Genomic DNA, 24251 nt, shown 5'->3' with positions numbered 1-24251 from the left:
ACACCTGAATTACTTTCTAACCGGCGAACCGTTTAATATAACTTCCGAAGTAATTTCAGCTGTTTTTTCAAGCATCTTTGCAACCGAACAATATTTCTCCAGGGATAGGTCTACCGCCCGAATGGCTTTGTTTTCAGGAATTTCTCCGTCTATGACAATTTTAAGGTGAATTCTTTTAAAAACATTCGGAACAGCTCCGTCCACACGGAAACCTTCAACATCCATCTCAAGGTTGGTCATCTCCAGTTGCTGCTTCTTCAGGATCATCACAATGTCAATACTGCTGCAACCTGCAATGCCCATAAGCAGTAATTCCATAGGGCTTGCTCCCTGTGGATTTGGCTCGCTCTTGTTGTCGAGATGCACTACATCGCCGCGCTCATTTACAGTTTCAAAATGATAATTTTCGTTGAGCCTTTTAAGATGGATCTTCATTGTAAATAGAATTTGCGCAAAGTTAGGGAAAATCTATTCCTTAACCTTCCATCACATCATCATCCATCCCCCGCCCTTCCCGAAGGAAAGGGAGGTCAATTTTATTAAAAACAGTATATCCCAGAAATTCTAGCCGATGCTCTGTACCACTTCTCGCTTTGCTTCTTTTTTAGTGCCGTCAAATCCTTCTACTCCGCCAACAGTGGTATATTTTAGAACATACTTCTTGTTTGGATTAATTCGCTGGTAAGCGCTCTGACACATAATGGCCGCCTCATGAAATCCTGAAAGAATCAGTTTCAGCTTTCCTTTATAGGTGTTGACATCACCAATTGCGTAAATGCCGGGGATGTTGGTCTGGTAATCGTAAGAGTTATCGACCTTAATGGCATTTTTCTCTATTTCCAGTCCCCAGTTTCCAATAGGCCCTAACTTTGGAGAAAGTCCGAAAAGAGGAATAAAATGATCTGTGACTTTCAGCTCCTCCCCGCGGGCCTTATCATTATGCCTTATCACTACGTGCTCCAGTTCATTTTCTCCTTTGAGTCCTACTACTTCAGCATTTGTGATTAATTCTACTTTACCCAGTTTGGCAAGTTCAGAAAGTCGCTCCACAGAATCCAGCGCTCCTCGAAATTCATTTCTTCTATGTACGAGAGAAACTTCAGCAGCTACATCGGCCAGGAAAATTGCCCAATCCAAAGCTGAATCTCCTCCCCCGGCTATAACAACCTTCTTGTTGCGATAAACTTCAGGATCTTTTATAAAATACTCCACACCTTTCTCCTCATAATCTGCAATGTTGGAAATAGGTGGCTTTCGAGGTTCGAAAGAACCTAAACCTCCCGCAATCGCTACTACCGGAGCATTATGTCGGGTTCCTTTGTTAGTGGTCACCACAAAACTATCGTCTTCTAATCTCTCAATAGTCTCGGCCCGTTCCCCGAGAGTGAATCCGGGATTAAAGGGTTTGATCTGCTCCATTAAGTTATTTACCAGATCTCCCGCAAGAATTTCGGGAAAAGCAGGAATATCATAAATGGGTTTCTTTGGATATATTTCTGAACACTGCCCTCCCGGCTGCGGCAAAGCATCTATTAAATGTGTCTTTAGCTTTAAAAGTCCCGCTTCGAATACGGTGAACAATCCGGTTGGTCCGGCTCCTATTATGAGGATGTCTGTCTTAATCATTACTTTCTCTTTTTGCTTTTAAGGATTCGGTTATTTTATTCATCTGGTTCACTTTCTCATCAAAATCCCCTTTAATGGTCGAGCGGTATTCATTTAAATTTTCAACCATCTGGTTGATATTTTCGGGTATTACCTCTTCAAAAAACTGCCGCAGTCGCTTTGCTGTTGTTGGTGATTTCCCGTTGGTAGATATTGCGATCTTTACATGTCCTTTGTTGACAATGCCGCCCATATAAAAATCACACAGCTCTGGCGTGTCTGCAATGTTTGCGAGTAAATACCTTTTTTTAGCGTGGCTATATATTCTTTTATTTAGCTTTTCATCGTTTGTAGCTGCAATAACCACATGCCGTTTTTTAAGCTGTTTCTTTTTATACCTGCTTTTGGTGATCTTCAAACCATGTTTTTTGGCCAGTTCTTCAGTCTCCGGTAGAAACCATTTTGCGACTACTTCAACATTGGCATTAGGACTTGACTTCAGTAAAAAATGAAGTTTTTCATGACCTACATTTCCGCCGCCGATGATAAGAATATTTAATTTGTTGACTTTTAAAAAAACAGGATATAGTTCGTTTCTTTCTTCCATTCTCCAGCCCCCTAGCCCCCAATGGGGGAATTAAAATAATTATTCTCTTGAATCACGTGTGCAAAAACAGCCTGTAATTTTGGCCTTTCGTTTACCACTTCTCCAATGACAATAATTGCAGGAGATGTAAGCCCTTTTTCGGAAACCACTTTTTCGATATTCCGGATGCGGCCAAACCCTGATCTTTCGTTTACGGTTGTACCATTCTGGATGATCCCCACAGGAGTATCTTCTTTTCCATAGTGACTGAAAATATCTACGATCTCATTCAGTTTTCCCATTCCCATCAAAATCACAACGGTTGCGGTAGATTGTGCCGCCAGCCGCACGTCTTCTGAAAGTTTCCGCTGAGTAGTAGTACCTGTGATCACCCAAAAGCTTTCAGAAATCCCTCTTTTTGTCAACGGAATCCCCACATTGGCAGGCACCGAAATTGAAGATGTTATTCCTGAAACAACTGTAGTTTCTAACCCTTTACTCCTGGCATAATCAATTTCTTCAGAACCACGTCCAAAGATAAAAGGATCACCACCCTTTAGCCGCACCACGTGTCCGCGTTGGCGGGCATACTTTACGATCAATTCATTTATCTCGTCCTGGGAATAGCGATGTTTGTCTTTACGTTTCCCCACGAAAATATGTTCTGCCTGCGGTGCGTAGTCCAATAATTCCCTGTTGATAAGGGCATCATACAACACTACATTAGCCGCTTTCAAGGTATTGACAGCTTTAATTGTTATCAATTCAGGATCTCCCGGCCCAGCTCCGACCACACTAAGTTTTGGTTGATTAAACACTTTGCACCTCCTTTGTTCTATAGGCATCTACCCGCTTAAGAAATAGCTGCGAGTCTTCTAAATACTTTTTAGCAAATTCTTCTGTCGGTTCGTGCTCGTTCATTTGATACACAAAATCTTTAAATGTAGTTGACAGAGAAATTTTTCCGGTTTCGACAAACAGCTCATCAAATTGTCCTATAATTCCTGCCTGGGTATTAGTAGACTGATTCTCTGCCAAAAGCAAAGCCTTTGCGGAATTCACAAGAGATGTATAGGAATGGTAAATACTGTCTGACCATACTTTTCTTTCGAAAGCACTTTTTGCATTGTCTATTTTTTCCTCGCTTTCAAAAAGCAGGGTTGCGATAAGATCGATCACCACTCCGGCACATTCCCCCACTCCAACTGCTTTGATGTAAGGTTGTGTATGTCCCCAGTCGACAAAGTCTTCTTCAGTTATTGTGCTGGTATCGGAAAGTTCTTTAAGCAGGTCATAAAAATAAGTCTTCCCCTGCCTGTCGTAGTAATGGATAAATTTCTCGTCTGCAATTGAATTTGCTTCAAAATCGTTCAGCAACAATCGCAGCGCCTGTGGTCCCCTTTTGCTGGGAACTTTAGCTACTTTATCTGCAAACCGACCTTCTCCGTTTCCAAGGGTTCCTCCTCCGAGTAATACCTGAAGAGCCGGTGCTACTGCTTTTCCAACTTTAATTGACATTCCCTGGAAACCAATTTCAGCCATGTTGTGTTGCCCGCAGGCATTCATACATCCACTGATCTTGATCGTTATATCGCGGCCATTGACCAATTGCGGATATTCCTCTTTAAGCACATCTTCCAGCACATCTGCTATTCCCGTGCTGCTGGCGATTCCGAGGTTACAAGTATCGGTTCCGGGGCAGGCGGTGATATCAACAGTTTTATTATATCCTGCCTCAGCCAGCCCCATTTCATTTAATGTCGTGTAGAAAAATGGCAGCAGATCCTCCCGTACGTGACGGATGAGAATATCCTGTCTAAGAGTAAATCTCAATTCATTACCAGCATAATCTCTAATAAGATCGGCCAGCTTTCTGGCAGCACCTGTGTAAAAATCTCCCAGCGGAACTCTCACTCCAACAGCGTATAATCCATTCTGTTTTTGAGCCGTGACATTGGTGCTTTCCCATTCTTCGAATGTCTTAGTATCCTCAATAACTACCGGCGGAATTTTTACCTGAGAAAGGGTTGGTTCCTCTTTAAAAGCTTCAAAGTCAAAATTCACAGCTCCATTGGAAATAGCGGTCTGTTGTTCCTGGACAAGCTCCATAAAAGCTTCCTTGCCTATATCTTTAATAAGATATTTCATCCTCGCCTTCATCCTTTTTGAACGCTCACCATGCCGATCGAATACTCTTAAAACTCCTTCTATGAGCGGAATTATTTTTTCAGCCTCTAAAAAGTCAAACAGTTCATCGGCATGTCGCGGCTGCGAACCAAGTCCTCCGCCAAGCATGACTTTAAAGCCGCGTTTTCCGTCTTTTAGTTTAGCAATGAATCCGAGGTCATGAATATAGCTTAGTGCAGTATCTTCTTCTGAAGCTGAAAATGAGATCTTGAATTTTCTCCCCATTTCCTGGCAAATAGGATTCCGCAGGAAGAATTGAAAAGCTGCATGTGCATAAGGCGAAACATCAAATGGTTCATTTACATCGATTCCTGCAGTTGGTGAAGCGGTAATATTTCGAACCGTGTTCCCGCAGGCTTCCCGAAGCGTGATGTCATCCTTTTCGAGTTGTGCCCATAATTCAGGAGTTCGGTCCAGGCTCACATGATGTATCTGTATATCTTGCCTTGTGGTAATATGTAATCTTCCGGTGGAATATTCATCTGAAACATCTGCTATCCTGTGCAACTGCTGAGAAGTCACTTTTCCAAAAGGCAGTTTTATCCGCACCATTTGTACACCGGCCTGCCGCTGACCGTAAACCCCACGTGCCAGCCTAAGGCTTCTGAATTTCTCTTCATCTGCCTTTCCCTCCCTGAACAACCTGATCTTTTTTTCGAGATCTATAATGTCCTGTTCTACAATGGGATTCTCTATTTCGGTTCTAAAACTTTCCATTTTCTGTCTTTTATGATTTGTGTAAGAGATTAGGCGTGTAAACCACATTCCCGGTTTGTCAGCACTTTGGTAGGATCAAAATATTTAAATTCGTTGGGCAGGCTATGTGCTGCCAGGTAATTATCGAGTTTTTCATCACTCCAGTGGTAAAATGGGCTTACCTTCAAAATTCCGTCCTTGCTGTAACTCAGGATGCCAATACTGTCCCTGAAGGCAGTTTGTCCTTTACGAAGATTGGTGAACCAAACATCGGGATCCTGTTCCCCCATTGCCCGCTGAAAAGGTTCCAGCTTAACCTGCTGTGTGAATTCAATATGATCGGGATGATCGACCTGAGGAATTCCGCCAAAAAGGGCATCCCGGTGGGCTGCTGTTTGCAAAGGCATGTACAACTTAACATTTAGATGCAGCTTATCAATAACTTCTTTGGCGTGTCTGTACGTCTGCGGCGTATTATAGCCTGTATCGCACCATATTACTTTTATGGTTGGCAGGATATCTGCACAGGCGTGCAGGATCGCAGCCTCATAAGGACGAAAGTTGGTAGTCACCACCGGCCGGTTACAATTATCAATCACCCATTGTATAACTTCTGCAGGTGGAATTCCCTGCAAATGCCTGTTAAAATTTTCAAGCTCGTCTTGTGTAAACTTTTTCATAACTATTCTTTTCCAAAATTGATCCTGTTCCAAATTCGTTCGTGTCCAAAGTAGAGCAGCATTTTCGTGATAACCTCTACTGTGCCTATTGCGAGCGCCGTCTTGAGCTCACCCGTCAGGAACCAGGATACTAATATGGTATCCAGGGTTCCGATTATTCTCCAGCTTATTGCCTTAGCTACACTTCGAACCGGTCTTTCAGAAATTTCCTTCTTCTTTTCGCGGTTTTTAGTATAAAGCTGATCTAATATCATAATCTGAAATTTAAATACTATTAACCTATCGGAATAGTAGGTTATTAAAAAATAAAAGTAACTTAAATAAATTTTAAATCGGCTTCTCCACCGCCTTTTTTAAAATTTAATTAACTTCCTTCCTCTTTGTCTTTTGTTATATCTGCCAGTGTATTGTTCCCCAGCACCTTAAGAGTACTATCTCTTACCTGGATCATTAGCTGGTGTACCGAGCAGGTTTCTTCGTCCTTACAATCATCGCATTTCTCGTAGTAGTTAAGACTCACACAGGGAACCATTGCAATAGGCCCCTCCAGAATTCTTATCACTGCCGTCATGCGAATCTCAGCCGGATCCTTGATCAGATAATAACCTCCACCTTTACCCTTTTTGGCACCTAAAAACCCCGATTTTCTAAGTTGCACCATAATACTTTCCAAAAATTTATGGGAAATATTCTCGTTCTCTGCAATTTCTGCGGTCTGTACAGGCTTCTTTGAGGGTTGCCTTGCAATGTAGGTAAGCGCTTTAATACCGTATTTCGTCTTCTTTGAGAGCATAGGACGAAGATAACTATTTATCTTAATTCTACGCCTCTAGTTAGGTCTCCGGGTTTATTGCGCCCCTACATTTATCTCAATCATACTTAGGTATTTAAAGCTCTTTTTAAATCGGAAAAGATATCCTCTACATTTTCCAGCCCTACGGAAATTCTTACCAGCCCCGGTTTAATTCCTGCTTCAAGTCTTTCTTCTTCCGTTAATCTACCATGGGTTGTTGACGCCGGGTGAGTAACAATAGTTCGGGTGTCACCAAGATTGGCAGATCTGGAGCACAATTGCAGGTTGTCGATAAACTTTCTGCCGGCCTCCAGTCCTCCCTTAATTTCAAATGATATTATATTTCCCCCCAGCTTCATTTGTTTTTTCGCCACCTCGTACTTTGGATGAGATTTCAAAAATGGATATTTTGTATTTTCAGCATTTGTTTCCTTTTCAAGAAGTTCAGCTATTTTTAGCGCATTTTCACAATGTCGGTCCAGTCTCACCGGCAGGGTTTCGAGACTCTTCGAAAGGATCCAGGCATTAAAAGGGGATAAAGCGGGCCCGGTGTTTCGGGAGAAAAGGTAGATCTCCCGTATTAGATCTTCCCGTCCCACCGTTACTCCACCCAAGACTCTGCCTTGTCCATCGATCAACTTGGTCGCCGAATGTATCACCAGGTCTGCTCCAAATTTTATAGGATTCTGAAGATAAGGCGTGGCGAAGCAATTATCTATAATGAGCAGGAGATTATGCTTTTTTGCAATTCTCCCCAGGTTCTCAAGATCCAGAATATCAACTCCGGGATTTGTAGGCGACTCTGCAAAAAGGATCTTCGTCTCCGGTTTTATAAGGCTTTCAATTTTATCCTCTTCGTTGACATTGAAATAGGTATGTGAAATATTCCACTTCGGAAAGTATTTTGTAAAAAGACTATGGGTGGATCCAAACACAGATCTTGCCGACACAATATGATCACCACTGTTAAGGAGCGTAGCCAGAGTTGAATACACAGCCGACATCCCCGTGGCAAAAGCGAAACCTGCCTCAGCCCCTTCCATAATAGCAATTTTCTCAATAAATTCTGAAGTATTTGGATTGCTGAATCTGCTGTAAATATTTCGTTCTTTTTCTTCAGAAAAAGCAGCTCTCATTTCTTCAGCATCCTCAAACACATAACTTGAGGTTAGAAATAATGGTGTGGAATGTTCCTGATACTGGGTTCTCTCCAGTTGTGTTCTTATGGCTATTGTTTCAATCTTTGACATACTATTTATTTAATTTTATCTGCAAGCTGAAGAATATCCGAAACCACTCCGCGTGCCGTTACTGCTGCTCCTGCCCCCGCACCCTGTATTACCACAGGTTGATCTCCATAAGACTCAGTAAAAATCTCAAAAGAAGAATCGGCATTTTTAAGACTTCCAAGAGGAGAAGTTCGTGTTTCTTTCACCAGTTTAACATCTAAAACCCCTGTTTGAAGATCCAGCTCGCCCACATGCCTTATCACCTCATTTTCTTTTAATTCCTTCTTTAACTTGAGAAAAACAGGATCCAGGTCTTTTTTATTTTTCTGAAAATTCTGTAAAGTGGAGTGCCCATTGAGGTGCGACGGCACCAGATCCTGAATTGTTATTTCTTCAAATTCCTTTTGCAAACCAAGTTCCCTTCCCAGGATCAACAATTTTCTCGCGACATCTTTCCCCGAAAGATCCACCCGGGGATCGGGTTCGGTAAAACCTTTTTCTGTGGCTTCAGTAAGGACTTCAGAAAAAGCCTTTTCTTCCTCACAAAAGGTATTAAAAATGTAACTAAGGGAGCCTGAGAAAACACCTCGTACCCGTGTCACACGTTCATTGGCGCGATGAAAATTCCGCAGTGTTTCTATAATCGGTAAACCTGCGCCAACATTGGTTTCATAGAGGAAAAATTTATAGTGTTCCTGTAGCGTTGCGCGCAGTTCAGAATAAAATTGAGAAGAAAGAGTATTGGCCACTTTATTGGCTGCGACAATATGAAAACCGGCCCGGACAAGGCTTAGGTAATTATCTACAAACTCTTCACTGGCTGTAGCATCTACAGCAACGAGGTTCTCATAACCCTGCTTCTGAACATATTCCAGAATATCCTCCAATTTATATGGAAATCCAAAGTTCTTAAGGTCGGCTTCCCATGAAGGTTGTTGATTTTCCTTTTGGAAGAAGGCGGTTGAAGAATTTGCAATAACAGGCAAATTGATCTCCAGTTCTTCTTCTTGCCGCAGTCTTTCCCTCGCCTGCAGAATTTGGTTCACCAACTTGCTCCCCACATTACCGGTTCCAAAGAGAACTATATTTATTTTTTTCATTTCGTGTAGTATCCTTATTAAAAATGGGTTCTAAAATTTGTGACAGTTGCTCATATTCAATGAGAAAGGCATCATGGCCATGGATGGATTTAATTTCATGGTAACTCACGTTCTCTTTTACTTCGGAAAGCTCCCGGTAAGTTTCCTTTATCTCCTCCGGAAGAAAGAACAGGTCACTGTCAACTCCTACCAGAAATATATTCCCGCTGATCTTTTGTGCTGCAGCTGAAGGTTCCCCGCTCCCGCCAGAAATATCTATGGTAGTAAGCAGGTGGTTCATCAATTTATAGGCAGGAAGTTCAAAGCGACTTTCCAGTTTCCTGCCATGGTAACTAAGCCAGTTGGCCACTTCAAACTCAAAATTGAGTTCATTTTTTTTTCTGCGGAATTTTGCTGAAAAAGATGCCGGAGTGCGATAAAAAGTCATTGCATGCATACGGGCATCGTGAATGGGATCTTCCGAATTATTAAGGATCTGATCCTGCACTTTACACTGCCCCAGCACCCAGTCGGTCGCCTTAAGATCTGTCGCGATTGGGATCAGGTTTTGGATAAGATCTGGTTTTAGCGCCGCCAGGTGCCAGGCCAAAGCTCCACCTATAGATCCTCCAATGGCGGCAAACAGGCTGTTGATCTCCAGCTTCTCCAGGACAACAGAAAAAATTCGGGCAACATCATCCAGAATAAAGTCCCTGTAGTTATGCAGCAGGTATTCGTTACCTCCTCCGGCTCCATTGCCCGGCATATTGATGGCAAGTATGGTAAACCTATTGGTATCTATACATTTTTCAGGCCCTATTAGTTCCTTCCACCAGCCGTTATTTCCCGTAACCTCGGCATTCCCAGTTAAGGCATGATTCACCAGAACCACAGGTGCGGTCCCAACTTCCCTTCCAAAAAAGCGAAAAAATACATGGATTTTTTGCCGGGTTCCGGCAGAATTCTCAAAATCCGGTAGAATTATTTCCTGTAGCATATCTATCATTTAAACCGAACGGCAGAAATTCTCCACCTTTCCGAAGCCCAATTTATGCAGTTTTAGTTTGTTTACCGGAAGAAATCTTTGTTAAAGCCTGTTCAAGATCGGCTTTTAGATCTTCGAGATCCTCCAATCCTACAGAAAGCCTTACGAGATCTTTTGTCACTCCTGTTGATTCCTGCTGTTCATCATTTAATTGTTGATGTGTGGTACTTGATGGATGAATAATTAAGGATTTAGTATCTCCAATGTTAGCAAGGAGTGAGAAAAGCTTAGTTTCATCTACCAGAACTTTTGCTGCTTCATATCCACCTTTGACTCCAAAAGTTACTACTCCACTTTGCCCTTTTGGAAGATACTTTTGAGCAAGTTCGTAATAATCGCTGCTCTCTAATCCCGGATAATTCACCCAACTCACTTCCTCTTTTTGCTTCAGCCATTTAGCCAGGGCTAAAGCATTTTCGCTATGTTTTTTGATCCTTATTTCCAAAGTTTCCAATCCCTGAATAATCTGAAAGGCATTAAAAGGACTTAATGCGGCACCAAGGTCACGAAGACCTTCGATCCTTACTTTTGCGATAAATGCGGCTTCTTTCAAAGCTTCATGGTAAATTAAGCCGTGATATCCGGCAGACGGTTCTGTAAATTCCGGAAATTTACCATTGGCCCAGTCAAATTTCCCTGCATCAATAATGACTCCTCCAAGGGAAGTCCCGTTACCGCCGATATATTTTGTAAGGGAATGGATCACGAGATCTGCTCCATGGTCAATTGGTTTGACCAGTGCAGAAGTGGCTACAGTATTATCGACAATGAATGGCACTTTATGCTCTTTAGCCACTTTTGAAATAGCTTGCAGGTCGAGCACATCGAGTTTAGGGTTTCCGAGGGATTCTACAAATACAGCGCGAGTATTCTCTTTTACAGCATCAGTAAAATTCTGCGCATTAGAAGGATCAACAAAAGTGGTGGTAATCCCGAGCCTTGGCAAAGTGACACTTAATAAATTATAAGTTCCGCCGTAAAGGCTGCTTGAAGCGACGATATGATCTCCAGACTTGAGCAGGGTAAGCAAGGTGGTGCTGATAGCCGCCGTACCCGATGCAGTTACTACAGCTGCGATTCCACCTTCGAGGGCCGCAAGTCTTTGTTCCAGTATGTCGTTAGTAGGATTATTAAGTCGGGTGTAAATGAACCCTGGCTCTGCCAGTGAAAAAAGATTGGCAGCCTGATCTGAATCTTTAAAAACGTAAGAGGTCGTTTGATAAATGGGAACTGCTCTTGTTCCTCCGTTGGCAATTACATCGTGCCCTGCATGTAAGGCATTGGTCGAAAATTTTTGTGGTGTACTCATTTTTCTAATGTTTAAGGAATAAAGGTTAATGGTTATTTGTTATTTGTTAATTGTTAAAGGTTAATCGGATGTTGTTTATTATTTATTCTTTGTTGTTCAAGACCTCTCGACTCCGCTCGAGGTGGCATTCGATATTGTTTCACGTTGCATGTGATCCGTTGCGGTTTTTTTGTTATTTCGACAGCCCATTTTCTTTCGGGAGAAAAGATCCCATCAGGTTTCCTCTGTTGTTATCTTTTACTTATTGGTGACTGATTATTTTATATTGTTCATTGCTATGTTCATTTTACAAAAATGGTTTTTCAAGAAAAAAATCCCCTTGGCCGGCTTGCCAAAGGGATTTTAGTAACTGGATATATAACTAAATTAGATCCTTATCTCTTGGCAATAGCGGAGTGGTGTGACATCATGCACATCATCATACAACACATTATCATAGTTACTGTCTGTTTATTTCTCATCTTGAAATTGTGGTTGATCCCCACCTCAATTTTAAAAGGTTCCAAAAATGCCATTTTTGGCACCTCATTAATTCGAATTTGTATTAAACAAAAAAGCCGCTGCGGTGGCAGCGGCTTTTTACAATTTTATCATTTTCAGATTCATGCAATAGGACGCGCTGCAGAGTTTCTCCACATCATACACATCATATTACAAATTACCTGGTTCATTTCTCGGTTTGTTCTGTGACAAAGTTAACGACAGAAAAATGTAAGGAACAAATAAAATTCAGATTAATTTAATTTTTTGAGGATTGACAGGCTCTCGCAGGGTAGAGGAATCTAAAGTCACGGATTTAGAAATGTCGTAGGATCACTCGATTCCTGCCAGCCGGGCGAGAAAAAGATATTCGTTGTGAATTAATCATTGCTAATTGTTCATTGAGAGATGCGCTAAGTATAGAGCGGTTGTTGGAGCTCTTACCAAACCGGGAGGTTTGGGAAAGCGACCCGCGAAAGCCTGACGCCAAGAACGGGAGGACGCGGCGGAGCGCCCAAAAAGAAATAATTATCCTGAAAAAGACTATTTTTTCCTTAAAATGTAGGAAAAACTAGGCCTCAGCTCATAAAAAATCGTGAAAAAGCTATTAAATAGTATTAATAATTTTCTGGTAAGGGAACATGGTTCTTACCTTCGGAGAAATTTTTAAAAACAAGAACTATGAAAAAGATTTTACTATTAGCAGCATTAATGATTGTTGGTTTTTCAAACACCTCTCATGCACAATTAGAAGAGGGGAACATCATGCTTGGAGCCGATATTGGGAGTGGTATTTCCACAACAACTACCAATGGACTTTTTGGATTTAATTTAGGATTGGATGAAAATTCAGGATATAACATTGGAGTGAGTCCAAAAATAGGATACTTTCTTAATGACGCGTTTGTTGTTGGTGCTATCGTAAACCTGGGTTATGATAACGCGGAAGGAAAAGATGATATCACCAGCAATACTTTCACTTATGGAGTACAAGGATTTAGTAGATTTTATCTGACTCCGTCCGATATTGATCTTGGTGATGAAATTCCAGCGGGACAATTTTTCATTGAAACTAATGCAGGTTTAGCCGGAGTTAATATCGAGGATGCTGAGTCTACCAACGGTTTCACTTTTGGTTTTGGACCGGGTTATTCCCTTTTCTTAAATGATTCCGTTGCCCTTGATGCAAGTGTAAAATACAACGGGCTAACCGGTGTTGGAAGTGATAATTATACGCACTCCCTGGGAATAAACCTTGGAATACAGGTATTCATTTCACGATCTCAGGCAGAAGACACTGTTGATCAATTCTAATAATTTAAGAATGACCCTTTTAGAAAAGGCTTTTTTGGAAGTTCCCAAAAAAGCCTTTTTTTATGACCTGTATTGGCCAATAAAAAGTGCTCAAAAAGAAGTTAAAGCTCGAGGCATGTTTAATTTTAATTTTCTACATTTGCTAATGATAATCACAGGGAAAAATTTGACTGATTGCAACCCTTAAAAATGCTAAAGCAGTGACAACTCCTCTAGCGCTTCACGTCAAATTTCTTCTTAAAATTTAAATCTTTAAAAACGAAGGAGCATGCCATATTTATTTACTTCAGAAAGTGTTTCTGAAGGCCACCCCGACAAAGTTGCAGATCAGATTAGCGATACCCTTTTAGACAATTTTCTTGCCTTTGATCCTGAATCAAAAGTTGCCTGTGAAACACTTGTGACTACCGGACAGGTGGTACTTGCAGGCGAGGTAAAAAGTGATACTTACCTTGATGTGCAAACCATCGCGAGGGATGTGATCAATGACATAGGCTATACTAAAGGAGCGTACAAATTCAGCGGAGATTCCTGTGGGGTAATCTCTCTTATTCATGAACAGTCCCAGGATATTAACCAGGGGGTTGATCGTGGTAAAAAAGAAGAACAGGGTGCAGGTGACCAGGGAATGATGTTTGGCTACGCTACCAAAGAAACTTCAAATTACATGCCGCTGGCTCTCGATATCTCCCACAAAATTCTTGTCGAACTGGCAAAATTACGTCGTGAAAATAATGATATTCCCTATCTGCGACCCGATTCCAAAAGCCAGGTAACCATTGAGTACAGCGACGATAATGTGCCTCAACGAATTGAGGCTATCGTAGTTTCTACCCAGCATGATGAATTTGACGAGGATGACAAGCGTATGCTGGACAAGATCAAAAAAGACATTATTGAAATACTTATTCCAAGGGTGCAGGCACAGCTTCCGGAGTATGTTCAGAAGTTGTTCAACGACCAGATCAAATATCATATTAACCCTACGGGAAAATTCGTGATTGGAGGACCTCACGGCGACACAGGGCTCACAGGAAGAAAAATTATCGTAGATACCTACGGCGGAAAAGGAGCGCATGGCGGGGGAGCATTTTCAGGAAAAGATCCAAGTAAAGTAGATCGCTCTGCAGCTTATGCAGCAAGACATATCGCCAAGAACCTTGTAGCTGCAGGCGTGGCCGACGAGGTGTTGATCCAGGTTTCCTATGCAATTGGTGTGGTGGAACCTACTTCTTTGCTGGTCGAAACCTACGGCACCAAAAAAGTTGAATTGAGTCACGGGGAGATCGCTAAGAAAATACTGGAGATCTTTGACATGAGACCTGCGGCTATCGAAGAAAGACTTGGCCTTAGAAATCCTATTTACCGGGAAACCTCAGCTTATGGTCACTTCGGAAAAGAGCCACGGACTGAAAGAAAAGTTTTTAGAAGTCCCTATAACGGAGAAAAAACTATTGAAGTAAACCTGTTTACCTGGGAGGAACTTGATTTCGTGGAAAAGGTGAAGAAGGAGTTTAATATTTAGTATACAAAATAAATGAGTTACGGGAATCCTGGAGAGGTTCCAGTCTATATAAAAAACCCCGAGCATCTGCTCCGGGTTTTTTTATTAAGCCGAAATTTTATTTCAGAACATAGGTAGCCAGTAGTTGCTGCACCTCATAAACATTGACAGATTTATTGAACCTTTGGGAGATACTTGGTTGCTGTTCACCTGAGATCCAGATCTTAAGTTCTGCATCAAGATCAAAAGTTCCTGCAGTTTCAATACTAAACCGTGAAATGCTTTTGTAGGTAACGGAAAGATATTCTGTTTTCCTTCCTGTAAGACCCTGTTTGTTCACAAGGATAAGTCTTTTATCGGTAAATATAAATGTATCTCTTATCAGCTTAAATCCGACTTCGATTTGTTCATTGGGAGACAGCAGTTGACCGTATTCAGCCGTTAGTTTTTCTTTAGCAACTGCTCCCGCATTGCCCATTAATGATGATAATATTCCCATATTTTTTAACTTTGAAAAGCGAAGTTAATTCAATTAAATTAAAACCGAATCGAAAGAAAGCTTCAGAAAGTAATTTTCATGGGAAAACAATAAAAAAGCCTTAGAAGTGAATATTCTAAGGCTTTTGAAGTTTGAGGGTTATTCTTAATTAATAAATGATTCTCTCTGTGGGTTCACTTCTCCACTTTTCTTCTCCTCCTTCTTCCATATGTTTTTTAAACTGCTTCAGGTCATTTTTTACAATTTTTTCAAAAGCAGGATTGAATAACTTAGCGGCGTACTCCCCTGCCTTTCCTGCAGGCGGATTATAGGATATTGTAGTTTCCACAATAGTTTCCAGGCCTCCGGCAGCATGCTTAAATCGGACCTCTCCCGCATTCTCAATGTCCGCATCTGCAATTGATCTCCAGGAGATATATTCGTTTGGACGATCCTGTTCGATCACTGCCTCCCATTCTATAGTGCCAACACCGCCGGGAATCTCGGCAGTCCACATGGATCTTCTCTCATCAATTTCCCTAATATCTTTAATGTGGCTCATAAAATTTGGAAGATTTTCAAGGTTCCTCCAATATGCATATAGTTCTGCGGGCGTTCTTTTTATTGTCTGCTTTGTATGAAGCTGAATATTTTCAGTTCCTTTAGAGGAAGATCCTTTTCCCCTCACAGCTTTATATATAAGTGCACCACCGGCCACTATTCCTGCCACACTCAAAATCTTTTTAAGGAAATTTCCTTTTGAATCTTCAGATTCTGTATTCCTGTTGTATTCCCTGGTCACCCGTACTTCCGGACTTCCCGGTTCATAAATTGGGGAATCCTGAGTTTCTGATATATAACCTGTTTCTCCGGTCCTTAGGTTCTGCGCGGCTTGTCCGGACAATCTGGTTCTTGTTCTTTTTTCTTTTAAATCATTTTTCATTTGATCTTTTTCCATAATAGTCTTTTTTTTTATTTTTTTACAGTCTCCTAAATTTACAACCGACAAATTTCATATCAAGATAAATCATGCTAAATCTTTGCTAATTAGGCTGTTATTTAACCGATCGATATGTTTTAATTAACCTAATTTATACCACGGCCACGGTAAAGGGATTAAAAATGATCTAAAATTACAATTGAATTATCTGCATAACCTTATGTGACACTCCTGGAGATCAACACCGGGTATAAGCCATTAAAGGCGTTTCATTTGTAAATTCATCAGGATCTTCGCTTATTCCTGCAGTTTCTGCTTATTCCTGATACTGTTTGAGAAAGCTTTAACAAGTTGCCTTTTCTTTAATCCCTACTTTTAGAAAAACATAAAATTATGGCCTTCTTTGGAAAAGTCAGGAATACCATTAACCTGTTAAAGAACATCGACCTTGATCAACTATCGAAGATCAACAAACAGATCGATCTTTCAGAAGCTATGCAGACACTGGGACAGCTGGATGAAAATCAGCTCAAAGGACTCATGAAAATGCTGAAGACCAAACGAAGGAAAGGTCAGAGTGACCTTCCGCCCATAGACGGTGACTTCTATAATCTGGACCTGAAGCTCAACGAAGAACAGCGCGAGTTGCAACTAAAGGTGCGCAATTTTATGGAAGATGAGGTGCGGCCATTGATCAACGACCACTGGAACCGTGCTAAATTTCCTTTTGAAGTCATTGATAAGTTTAAAAAATTAAATATTGTTGGTGTGCCGTATGAAGGATATGGCTGTCCAAATCTGCCATTTTTAATGGAGGGTATAATTGCGCAGGAGATCGCGCGGGTAGATGTTTCTATTTCCACCTTTTTCGGAGTTCACAGCGGTCTCGCGATGGGCTCAATTTATCTCTGCGGAAGTGAGGAACAAAAACAGGAGTGGCTCCCAAAAATGCAGCGACTGGAGGCGATAGGCGCATTTGGGCTTACCGAACCCAATGTGGGAAGCGGAGTAGCCGGCGGACTTGAAACCACGTGTAAGTTTGACGGAGAGCACTGGGTACTTAACGGACAGAAAAAATGGATTGGAAATGCCACTTTTGCCGATGTGATCGTGATCTGGGCCAGAGATGAAGACTCTAATCAGGTAAAAGGTTTTCTGGTTAAAAAAGACAATCCGGGCTTTAAAGCTGAAAAGATGGAGGATAAAATGGCGCTGCGCATTGTGCAGAACGCCCTAATCACCCTTACAAATTGCAAAATTGAGGAGAAAGACCGACTTCAAAAAGCCGAATCCTTCAGAGACACTGCCAAGGTGCTGAGAATGACCCGGGCCGGAGTAGCCTGGCAGGCTGTGGGCTGCGCCCGGGGAGCTTATGAAAGTGCACTGAAGTACACTAAGAAGAGAGAGCAATTTGGAAGGCCTATCGCCTCCTATCAGTTGATCCAAAATCACCTGGTGGAGATGATCGCCAACCTCACGTCTATGCAAACTTTATGTTTTCGCCTATCGGAATTACAGGATCAGAATTTACTAAAAGACGAACATGCCTCACTGGCAAAAGTCTATACAAGTATGAGAATGAGGGATGTTGTAAGCAGGGCGAGAGAAGTCATGGGTGGCAACGGAATCCTCCTCGAATACGACGTTGCCCGGTTCGTCGCCGATGCCGAAGCCATTTACAGCTACGAAGGCACCAAGGAAATAAATTCCCTTATTGTGGGAAGAGCGATTACGGGCTATAGTGCGTTCGTAAACTAGAGACCGACCGCTGCGCTGCCAGAACCAACCAAGACTTTCTTAGTGCGCAGTGGACAGTGGACAGAGGACAGAGGACAGAGGACTTAGGTAGTAAAAAAATAATAAAAGCTCCTCTTCTTTTGTAGAGGCGGGGTAAGGATGAAATAAATAAAAACAAACAAGTTTAGGTTCTAGACTCTATTAACATCTATACAAAAACCTATGTCATTCCTAATAATAAGTTCCCAAAGAGATCCCAAGAACTGGGTAAAGGCACTAAAAGAACATTATCCCAAGCTCGATCTTGAGGTATACCCTGAGGTTAAAGACCCTTCTAAAGTGGAATTCGCTCTTTCATGGAAACATCCACATGGGATATTCCGGGATTATCCCAATTTAAAGGTCATCGCCTCTATGGGTGCGGGAATTGATCATATAATTGGCGATAATGAAATACCAAAAGACATTCAAATCACCAGAGTTGTAGATGAACAGCTAACGAAAGATATGAGCATATTTGTGCTATCTCTCATCCTGGAATACATCCGCAATTTGGCACAGCACCACTGCAGTAAGGAATGGAAACCCGGTTCCTACCTGCGACCAGAAGATGTACAGGTGGGCATTATGGGCATGGGCGTTCTGGGAGTGGGCGTAGCCGAAAAACTTATTCAAAACAAGTTCAACGTCACGGGCTGGTCACGCACCAATAAAGAGATCCTGGGAGTGACCACCTACCATGGAGATGACCAACTCGGGAAATTCCTGCAAGAGAGCCGAATACTGGTGAATTTACTACCCCTTACCTCAGAAACAAAAAATATTCTCCAAAAAAGCCTTTTTGAAATGTTACCCAAAGGGGCTTACTTGATCAATGTCGCCCGGGGCGAACATCTTGTTGAGGATGACCTGCTGGAAGTGATAAATAATGGACATCTTGAAGGCGCTGCTCTGGATGTTTTCAGGCAGGAACCTTTACCCAAAGACCATCCATTCTGGAACAATAAAAAAATCAGGGTCTCCCCACATATTGCAAGTATTACCAATCCAAAAACCGTAGTACCGCAGATTCTGGATAATTACGAACGCATGAAAGAAGGAAAGGAACTTCAAAACGTGGTTGATCGGGAAAAGGAATATTAGAGAAAAAATTAGAACCTGAAATTTGGACGGCTATGAATAGACAATGGGTAAAACAGGTAAGCATTTGAACTGAATTGGGAGAGTTGAGACAACCATAAATTTCAGGTTTGATTTTTCCGTTCTTTAAAACCTGTAGAAAATATTGAGTCCCGCAGATGGCAATACCAGTCCTGTAAAATCCAGATCAAAATCGCCGAAGTATGTAGAAGGATTTTCTTTTTTGACTTTTTCATGTTCAGACAAGATGACCAGAAAACCAGCCTCCAGTGCTACTCCAAATTTAGAAGAAATGTTGAACTCCCTGCCTATTCGGGGAACAATTAAAAAAGAGGTTTCCCGCCTCCATTCATTTTCAGTACTCATGTAGGTAAGTCCGGTTTTGAAAAACCAGGGCTGAATCGATGTTAATTCAGATCTCCCTCCAAAATGATAATAGAAGTCACTCGATATGGTAAAATTACTGTCACTGCCCGGCACTGTTCCAAAAGCTATTCCTATTTGAGTACGTTCAAACTGCATCCTGAGGCCGAGGTTGAGCATTTCGGGAAGTCCAATACCTGCCGTGACATTTATGCCCTCCTGTGCATTACCCCTACCGGAATTCAGCAAGAAAATTAAAACTAAAAACAAGTCAAAAACACCATTTTTCATAATGTAATTTTTAAAAGTAAAGAAGGGGCTGGTTCGAAAAGAAAATTGAAATCAACCTGAACGATTTCAGTTCCAAATTTAACCTGAAGTTAATTATATAGGAAGACTTCATGGTTTCCTTCATTTAAATATATAAAAAAACCCGCCGAAAGCGGGTTTTTTTAAAGCTGATTCGCCTGTTGCCTAGGCATCTACATTCAAAGCCTTATCTATTCTCGCAATAAGATCATTCCAGTGATAAACGGTAAGCATATCATTAGTCCCGGATTTTCTGGCTCTTATGTCCCTTTTCAATGCTTCAAGTTCCCCACGCATAAGGGCGATAATGTCACTTTCTGCAATCTCACTGTCACCTTCGGCGCCAAGCTTCTCAACATATCCCGTGGCAGTATCGACATAAGAACGCTGAATGTTCCTACGGTAAGCATCAACTGGGCGCCCTCTGTATAACTCGCTGAAGAGACCTGCTCTAAGGTCGTTCATCATTTGCACAGCGGTATAAGCTTCGTCGCCAATGAGCTGCTGATTTGTGATCATCCTCTGTAATCGATCCTTGTCTAAAAGGTCATTTAAGGAACGGCTTTGTAAATTTTGAATCCGCTCAATAGTTCCCGAAGATTCTATTCTTCCCAGCAACTCCTCATTCAGCAGCCAGTGCGGAGTAGTGAACGCGTGCTCATTCAAAAATACAATCGCAGCCTCTTGTTTTTCTGCAGGAACGTGAGTGTATACTGTTCCTTCCTGGTCGGCGGTCTTGCGGGTTTCATAGATTCCCCCAACATTAGCCACCACGTGGCTTATGTAGCCTCTCCACATTCCATTTAGTTCACGATAAACTTCGGCCAGATCATCATAATTCTGATTATCCCTGGAAGTCCACTTCACAAGGTTTGGCACTACCTCCTTCAGGTTGGCTAGTCCGTAAGCACTGGCTTTGATCTGGTCGTCACCAAGACTTTCTCTTTGGGACTGCGGATCAATTCCGCGGTATCCATTCCCGAATTCATAAACAGGATCTCCGGCTTTTTCAAGAATCCATTCACTAAGCAACTCCTTTTCCTCTTCTGTTGTTGCATCTGGAATATAACGATAGCCCCAATTAATTGCATACTTATCGTACGGCCCCATCATCCTGATATACCGCACCCCTTCATCTCCCGGTTGTGCAATGTAATTGACCCTGGCATAATCCATAATGGAAGGTGTCAAACCATACTTCTGAGTAAACTCGGGAGAGCGTAATGAATCTGTCGCATAAGCCGAACTCGCTTTCATGTTATGTGGCAAACCAAGTGCATGACCCACCTCATGGGCGATCACCATACGCATCATTTCTCCTATTTCCTCTTCGGGAGTATTAAGAGTACGTGCTTTTGGATTCTGTGCCCCGGCTTCGATCATAAAGCGGTTACGGTAAGAACGCAGATGGTTGTGATACCAAACAATGTCACTTTCAATGATTTCCCCTGTTCGCGGGTCGGTCACCGAAGGACCCATTGCGTTCCGGGTGGTACTAGCGACATAACGTACTACCGAATAGCGTGCATCTTCGGGACTGAATTCGGGATCTTCTTCTTTTGTTGGAGGATCCTTTGCAATAACGGCATTTTTGAAACCTGCCGCTTCAAAAGCTACATTCCAATCTTCAATCCCCTGCTTAAAATAAGGTCTCCATTTTTTGGGCGTCGCAGGATCAATATACCATACAATAGGCTTTACCGGCTCTACCAGCTCCCCTCTTTTATAAGCCTCAATATCCTTTGGCACCAGCTTCCAGCGGTTGATTATCTGGTATTCATCGGCTTTAAGTTCTTCAGAATTGTAGTCGTATTTCCGGGTAGTAAACCAACCCACGCGATGATCGGCAAGGCGGGGCTGCATCTTTTCTTCCGGAAGCAGGATCATAGACTGGTTCATAAGCATTGAAATCGTCCCGGCCTGGTCCCTTTCGGGCGGTTCTTCAGCTTCATAGGTCATCACGTGCTTAACTTCAATGTTCTTGGGATACGCGTGTGCCGACTCTATATAGGAACGGCTCTTATCCAGGCGCTTCACCTTGTAACGCTTTCTGAGACGGGGAGAAACGCCGTTTATAGCGTCTATATCTTCTTTAAACAGATCACTCGCTTCTATCACTGCGGAAGTTTTGTCATCGTTAAAGGCCTCGATCTTTGAGCTGAAGAGAATCGGAAAAAAATTATTCGCCTGCACCGACTGATAGATCGGGGAACCTTCTTCGCTTTCATTCTCAAAGCTTACCACCTTCATGTCAATATGATTGCCCCGCCTGGTCCAGCGGACCACCTGCTCGTTTACTTTCGATCCCGCATTGACGTAGCCACCACCGTAACTTGCAGGTACTCCGGCAATACGGCTCACCAGCAGCATATCTTTTTCCAGCAGCTCCAGCGGCACCTCGAAATACAATTTATCTCCAACCATATGGGTGGTGAAGAGGCCTTCATCACTTTTTGCTTCTGAAGTTATAATCTCGCTATAAGGCTTGATGTCATCTTTTGACCTTTTTTGAGCCGTGGCCTCACCTGCTTGTGCCGGTACTGCTTTTTGCGTTTGGCAACTCACGCCAACCGCTAACAGCAGTCCGTAGATCGGTAACTTTTTTATCATGGGAAATGGGATTTTTTAGGTTCCCAAGATAGACAATGAAGTTAGAATTACGAAATGCTGGTTATAATTACGCAGCAGAAAGAACGGTTCTAAACAGGACCATATTTGTTTCCTGCAGCTAGCCCAAATCCTGGCCCTGCAGTCTTTGTTTTACAATCCCGGAAGATACTGATTTTCACTCTTTCGCAACAGTAGAGTGAAGCAGCTGCAACTTCCAACCCTCTTCAGTTTGAATGGCGGTAGCGCTTTCCAACCAATTCATCTCTCTTACTACCTCATCTCCCACCGTAAATTCAGCCTTGTTGTGGTATGCGACCCAGGCCATATTACCTTCGATTTCAATTTTTATGAATTTAAAGGAATTAATTCTTTTCACTTTTGTTTTCTGTTCTCCGGCCTGTTTTAAATAATACCTCATCTTTTCCATATCCCACACTTCCCCTGTCTCCAGAAGCAGGAAATCTTCGGTACAATAGGTTTCCAGTGCCTGCAAGTCCATATCAGAAAATATCTCCTGAAAGGAGTTTACAATAAGTGCTTTGATCTGATCTTCATCAGACGCTACTGATTTCTGCCCCAGTGCTGCTGAGGCAAACAATATTATTACAACCTGAAATATTCTCTTCATTGGTAATGATTATAATCTTTTTTTATTCTAAATTCTAGTGATCATTCAGTCGGTCGATTAAAACAGATGAGAAGTAATTCACTCCAAACCTGATGCTTTCCTCATCAACAGCAAAATCTGGCGAATGCGGCATGGAGATAACCCCAGTTTCATAATTAGCTCCTCCCAAAAAGTAATAGACTCCGGGAACTTGTTGCTGAAAATAGGCGAAATCGTCACCACGATCGGCAGTTACCACACCGTAGAGAGGGATGACACTATTCTTTCCATAAATTTCTGAAATGCTGTTCATACTCCCGTTCGTTAGCTCTTCATCATTGACCACAACTGCTTTTTCATATGAATATTCAGTTGAAACAAGATCTTCTGAATATTGTGAATTTTCAATCTTCTGCTTTAGGGTTTTTAAGAATGAATTTAGCTGTTCCTTATCACTGGAATTAAGTGTAGCAGTTATAATCACCCGGTCATCGGTTTTCTCAACACCAAATTTATTTCTCACCGTTAAGAAATCGGTGAAGATCGTGTTTGGATTCTCGATGCCAATTTCCGGATCACCCAGATTCTCCCAATCCCAGAATTTACTGTCGGCAGCCACATTTTGAAAACCGGATATTAGATTCTTAGTAAAATCAATTTTTGACTCTTCATTGTCAGGATCTTTATAAACTATTTTTATTCTATTGGTATGGGCAAAAACACTACCGGACTTTGTTGCGACTGTGCCAACAGGAAAGGGAGAAATATGTAGCCCGTAGATCTCATCGAGATGAGCAATATCCCAAAGCCCGTCATCGATCATTGCTTTAGCGCCTTCATAGGTTTCTTCTGCAGGCTGAAATATAAAATAGACCGTTCCTTCCAGATCTTCCTGTTGTTGTGACAGCACATTTGCTATCCCGAGGCCCACGGTAGTATGAACATCGTGACCGCAGATGTGTCTTACTCCCTTATTCACCGAAGGAAAATCCACCACATCGGGAATATCTGAGGCCATGGCATCAATATCTGCACGCCAGGCTACAGCTTTACCTTCATTATCACCTTTCAATATTCCGACGACTCCGTAACCGCCAATATCAGTTTTAACATCCAATCCCAATGATAGCAGGTAATCTGCAATTTTTTGTGAGGTTCTTTCCTCCTGTCCGGACACTTCGGGATGTACATGAAAATCCCTGCGGACTTCTACCAGCTCGTCAAAAATGGCATCTGTATGCTGTTGTACCTTTTTATGCATCGCAGCTTTCTTGTTGGCTTGTTGTCCAAATGCAAATAATCCCGAGAGAATCATAACAACGAATGCAAAAAGGAATTTTTTGATCTTCATATTATAAAAGTTTTTGTTGAACCGGCACTAAAGGTTCAATTCAGCGCCAGATCTCATCATTTCGCAAAGTGCAGGGGAAGTGTTAAAAATAAAACAAGGATTTAAAAGGACAAGAATTTAGAGGCAAAATTTTAAGGAGTACGATTATTACGATGTCACATTGAGCACCCACTTGTCTAAAAGTATGAATAATATTATCTGGAATATGC

At 42.0% G+C, this 24251-nt stretch carries 22 protein-coding genes; 4 read left to right on the top strand and 18 right to left on the bottom strand.

All coding sequences use genetic code 11. From position 1 onward, the window contains the following. Window positions 1–9: 9 nt before the first annotated feature. From H148_RS0112635 to H148_RS0112580, 12 genes are all read right to left on the bottom strand, one after another. On the bottom strand, window positions 10–435 hold the full coding sequence (locus H148_RS0112635) for an OsmC family protein (protein ID WP_029035130.1): 426 nt from the start codon (window positions 433–435) through the stop codon (window positions 10–12). Window positions 436–564: 129 nt separating this feature from the next. Next, a complete protein-coding gene (locus H148_RS0112630; protein ID WP_029035129.1) occupies window positions 565–1626 on the bottom strand; it encodes an NAD(P)/FAD-dependent oxidoreductase in 1062 nt (353 codons plus the stop codon). Beyond that, entirely contained in the window at window positions 1619–2212 is a 594-nt protein-coding gene (locus tag H148_RS0112625) for a precorrin-2 dehydrogenase/sirohydrochlorin ferrochelatase family protein (protein WP_029035128.1), read from the bottom strand. Before H148_RS0112625 ends, H148_RS0112630 begins: the two co-directional genes overlap by 8 nt. An 11-nt stretch (window positions 2213–2223) precedes the next feature. After that, window positions 2224–3036 carry a uroporphyrinogen-III C-methyltransferase gene (gene cobA, locus H148_RS0112620; protein WP_029035127.1) on the bottom strand — a complete coding sequence of 271 codons (813 nt, stop codon included), beginning with the start codon at window positions 3034–3036 and terminating at the stop codon, window positions 2224–2226. Beyond that, entirely contained in the window at window positions 3002–5095 is a 2094-nt protein-coding gene (locus H148_RS0112615) for a HEPN domain-containing protein (RefSeq protein WP_029035126.1), read from the bottom strand. Before H148_RS0112615 ends, cobA begins: the two co-directional genes overlap by 35 nt. A gap of 29 nt (window positions 5096–5124) precedes the next feature. Beyond that, entirely contained in the window at window positions 5125–5754 is a 630-nt protein-coding gene (locus H148_RS0112610) for a phosphoadenosine phosphosulfate reductase domain-containing protein (protein ID WP_029035125.1), read from the bottom strand. Window positions 5755–5756: 2 nt separating this feature from the next. Then, on the bottom strand, window positions 5757–6008 hold the full coding sequence (locus tag H148_RS0112605) for a DUF2061 domain-containing protein (RefSeq protein ID WP_029035124.1): 252 nt from the start codon (window positions 6006–6008) through the stop codon (window positions 5757–5759). Window positions 6009–6118: 110 nt separating this feature from the next. Further along, window positions 6119–6547: an RrF2 family transcriptional regulator gene (locus H148_RS0112600; protein ID WP_029035123.1), complete on the bottom strand. Its 429-nt coding sequence runs from the start codon at window positions 6545–6547 to the stop codon at window positions 6119–6121. A gap of 86 nt (window positions 6548–6633) precedes the next feature. Continuing rightward, window positions 6634–7797: a trans-sulfuration enzyme family protein gene (locus tag H148_RS0112595; RefSeq protein ID WP_037325218.1), complete on the bottom strand. Its 1164-nt coding sequence runs from the start codon at window positions 7795–7797 to the stop codon at window positions 6634–6636. 5 nt (window positions 7798–7802) lie between these two features. Then, window positions 7803–8876 carry a homoserine dehydrogenase family protein gene (locus H148_RS0112590; RefSeq protein WP_029035121.1) on the bottom strand — a complete coding sequence of 358 codons (1074 nt, stop codon included), beginning with the start codon at window positions 8874–8876 and terminating at the stop codon, window positions 7803–7805. Next, window positions 8839–9852, bottom strand: coding sequence for an alpha/beta fold hydrolase (locus H148_RS0112585; protein WP_037325313.1), 1014 nt, complete (start codon window positions 9850–9852; stop codon window positions 8839–8841). Before H148_RS0112585 ends, H148_RS0112590 begins: the two co-directional genes overlap by 38 nt. Window positions 9853–9904: 52 nt before the next feature. Next, window positions 9905–11209: an O-acetylhomoserine aminocarboxypropyltransferase/cysteine synthase family protein gene (locus tag H148_RS0112580; protein ID WP_029035119.1), complete on the bottom strand. Its 1305-nt coding sequence runs from the start codon at window positions 11207–11209 to the stop codon at window positions 9905–9907. Window positions 11210–12370: 1161 nt separating this feature from the next. Between H148_RS0112580 and H148_RS0112570 the strand changes: the two genes are divergently transcribed. Further along, window positions 12371–13003: a hypothetical protein gene (locus H148_RS0112570; protein ID WP_156877256.1), complete on the top strand. Its 633-nt coding sequence runs from the start codon at window positions 12371–12373 to the stop codon at window positions 13001–13003. A gap of 268 nt (window positions 13004–13271) precedes the next feature. Next, window positions 13272–14528 (top strand): methionine adenosyltransferase, encoded by a 1257-nt coding sequence (gene metK, locus H148_RS0112560; protein ID WP_029035116.1) that lies wholly within the window; start codon window positions 13272–13274, stop codon window positions 14526–14528. Window positions 14529–14625: 97 nt separating this feature from the next. On the opposite strand, the gene H148_RS0112555 is transcribed toward metK, so the two are convergent. After that, on the bottom strand, window positions 14626–15006 hold the full coding sequence (locus H148_RS0112555) for a PH domain-containing protein (protein WP_029035115.1): 381 nt from the start codon (window positions 15004–15006) through the stop codon (window positions 14626–14628). A gap of 148 nt (window positions 15007–15154) precedes the next feature. Beyond that, window positions 15155–15943, bottom strand: coding sequence for an SRPBCC family protein (locus H148_RS18375; protein ID WP_156877255.1), 789 nt, complete (start codon window positions 15941–15943; stop codon window positions 15155–15157). Between the two features lie 375 nt (window positions 15944–16318). On the opposite strand from H148_RS18375, the gene H148_RS0112545 reads away from it, so the two are divergent. Beyond that, on the top strand, window positions 16319–17683 hold the full coding sequence (locus H148_RS0112545) for an acyl-CoA dehydrogenase family protein (protein WP_029035114.1): 1365 nt from the start codon (window positions 16319–16321) through the stop codon (window positions 17681–17683). Window positions 17684–17884: 201 nt separating this feature from the next. Beyond that, a complete protein-coding gene (locus H148_RS0112540) occupies window positions 17885–18805 on the top strand; it encodes a 2-hydroxyacid dehydrogenase (RefSeq protein ID WP_029035113.1) in 921 nt (306 codons plus the stop codon). 123 nt (window positions 18806–18928) lie between these two features. On the opposite strand, the gene H148_RS0112535 is transcribed toward H148_RS0112540, so the two are convergent. From H148_RS0112535 to H148_RS0112520, 4 genes are all read right to left on the bottom strand, one after another. Then, window positions 18929–19456 carry a hypothetical protein gene (locus tag H148_RS0112535; RefSeq protein WP_029035112.1) on the bottom strand — a complete coding sequence of 176 codons (528 nt, stop codon included), beginning with the start codon at window positions 19454–19456 and terminating at the stop codon, window positions 18929–18931. 183 nt (window positions 19457–19639) lie between these two features. Then, window positions 19640–22084: a zinc-dependent metalloprotease gene (locus H148_RS0112530; RefSeq protein WP_037325216.1), complete on the bottom strand. Its 2445-nt coding sequence runs from the start codon at window positions 22082–22084 to the stop codon at window positions 19640–19642. A 175-nt stretch (window positions 22085–22259) separates the two neighbouring features. Then, window positions 22260–22712 carry a nuclear transport factor 2 family protein gene (locus H148_RS0112525; protein ID WP_051286441.1) on the bottom strand — a complete coding sequence of 151 codons (453 nt, stop codon included), beginning with the start codon at window positions 22710–22712 and terminating at the stop codon, window positions 22260–22262. A 34-nt stretch (window positions 22713–22746) separates the two neighbouring features. After that, on the bottom strand, window positions 22747–24042 hold the full coding sequence (locus H148_RS0112520; protein ID WP_029035109.1) for a M20 metallopeptidase family protein: 1296 nt from the start codon (window positions 24040–24042) through the stop codon (window positions 22747–22749). Window positions 24043–24251 lie beyond the last annotated feature (209 nt).

The organism is Salinimicrobium terrae DSM 17865 (assembly GCF_000424665.1).
GTDB lineage: Bacteria > Bacteroidota > Bacteroidia > Flavobacteriales > Flavobacteriaceae > Salinimicrobium > Salinimicrobium terrae.
Note: the sequence above shows the minus strand (reverse complement) of the source record. Positions and strands in the feature narration are given on the sequence as shown.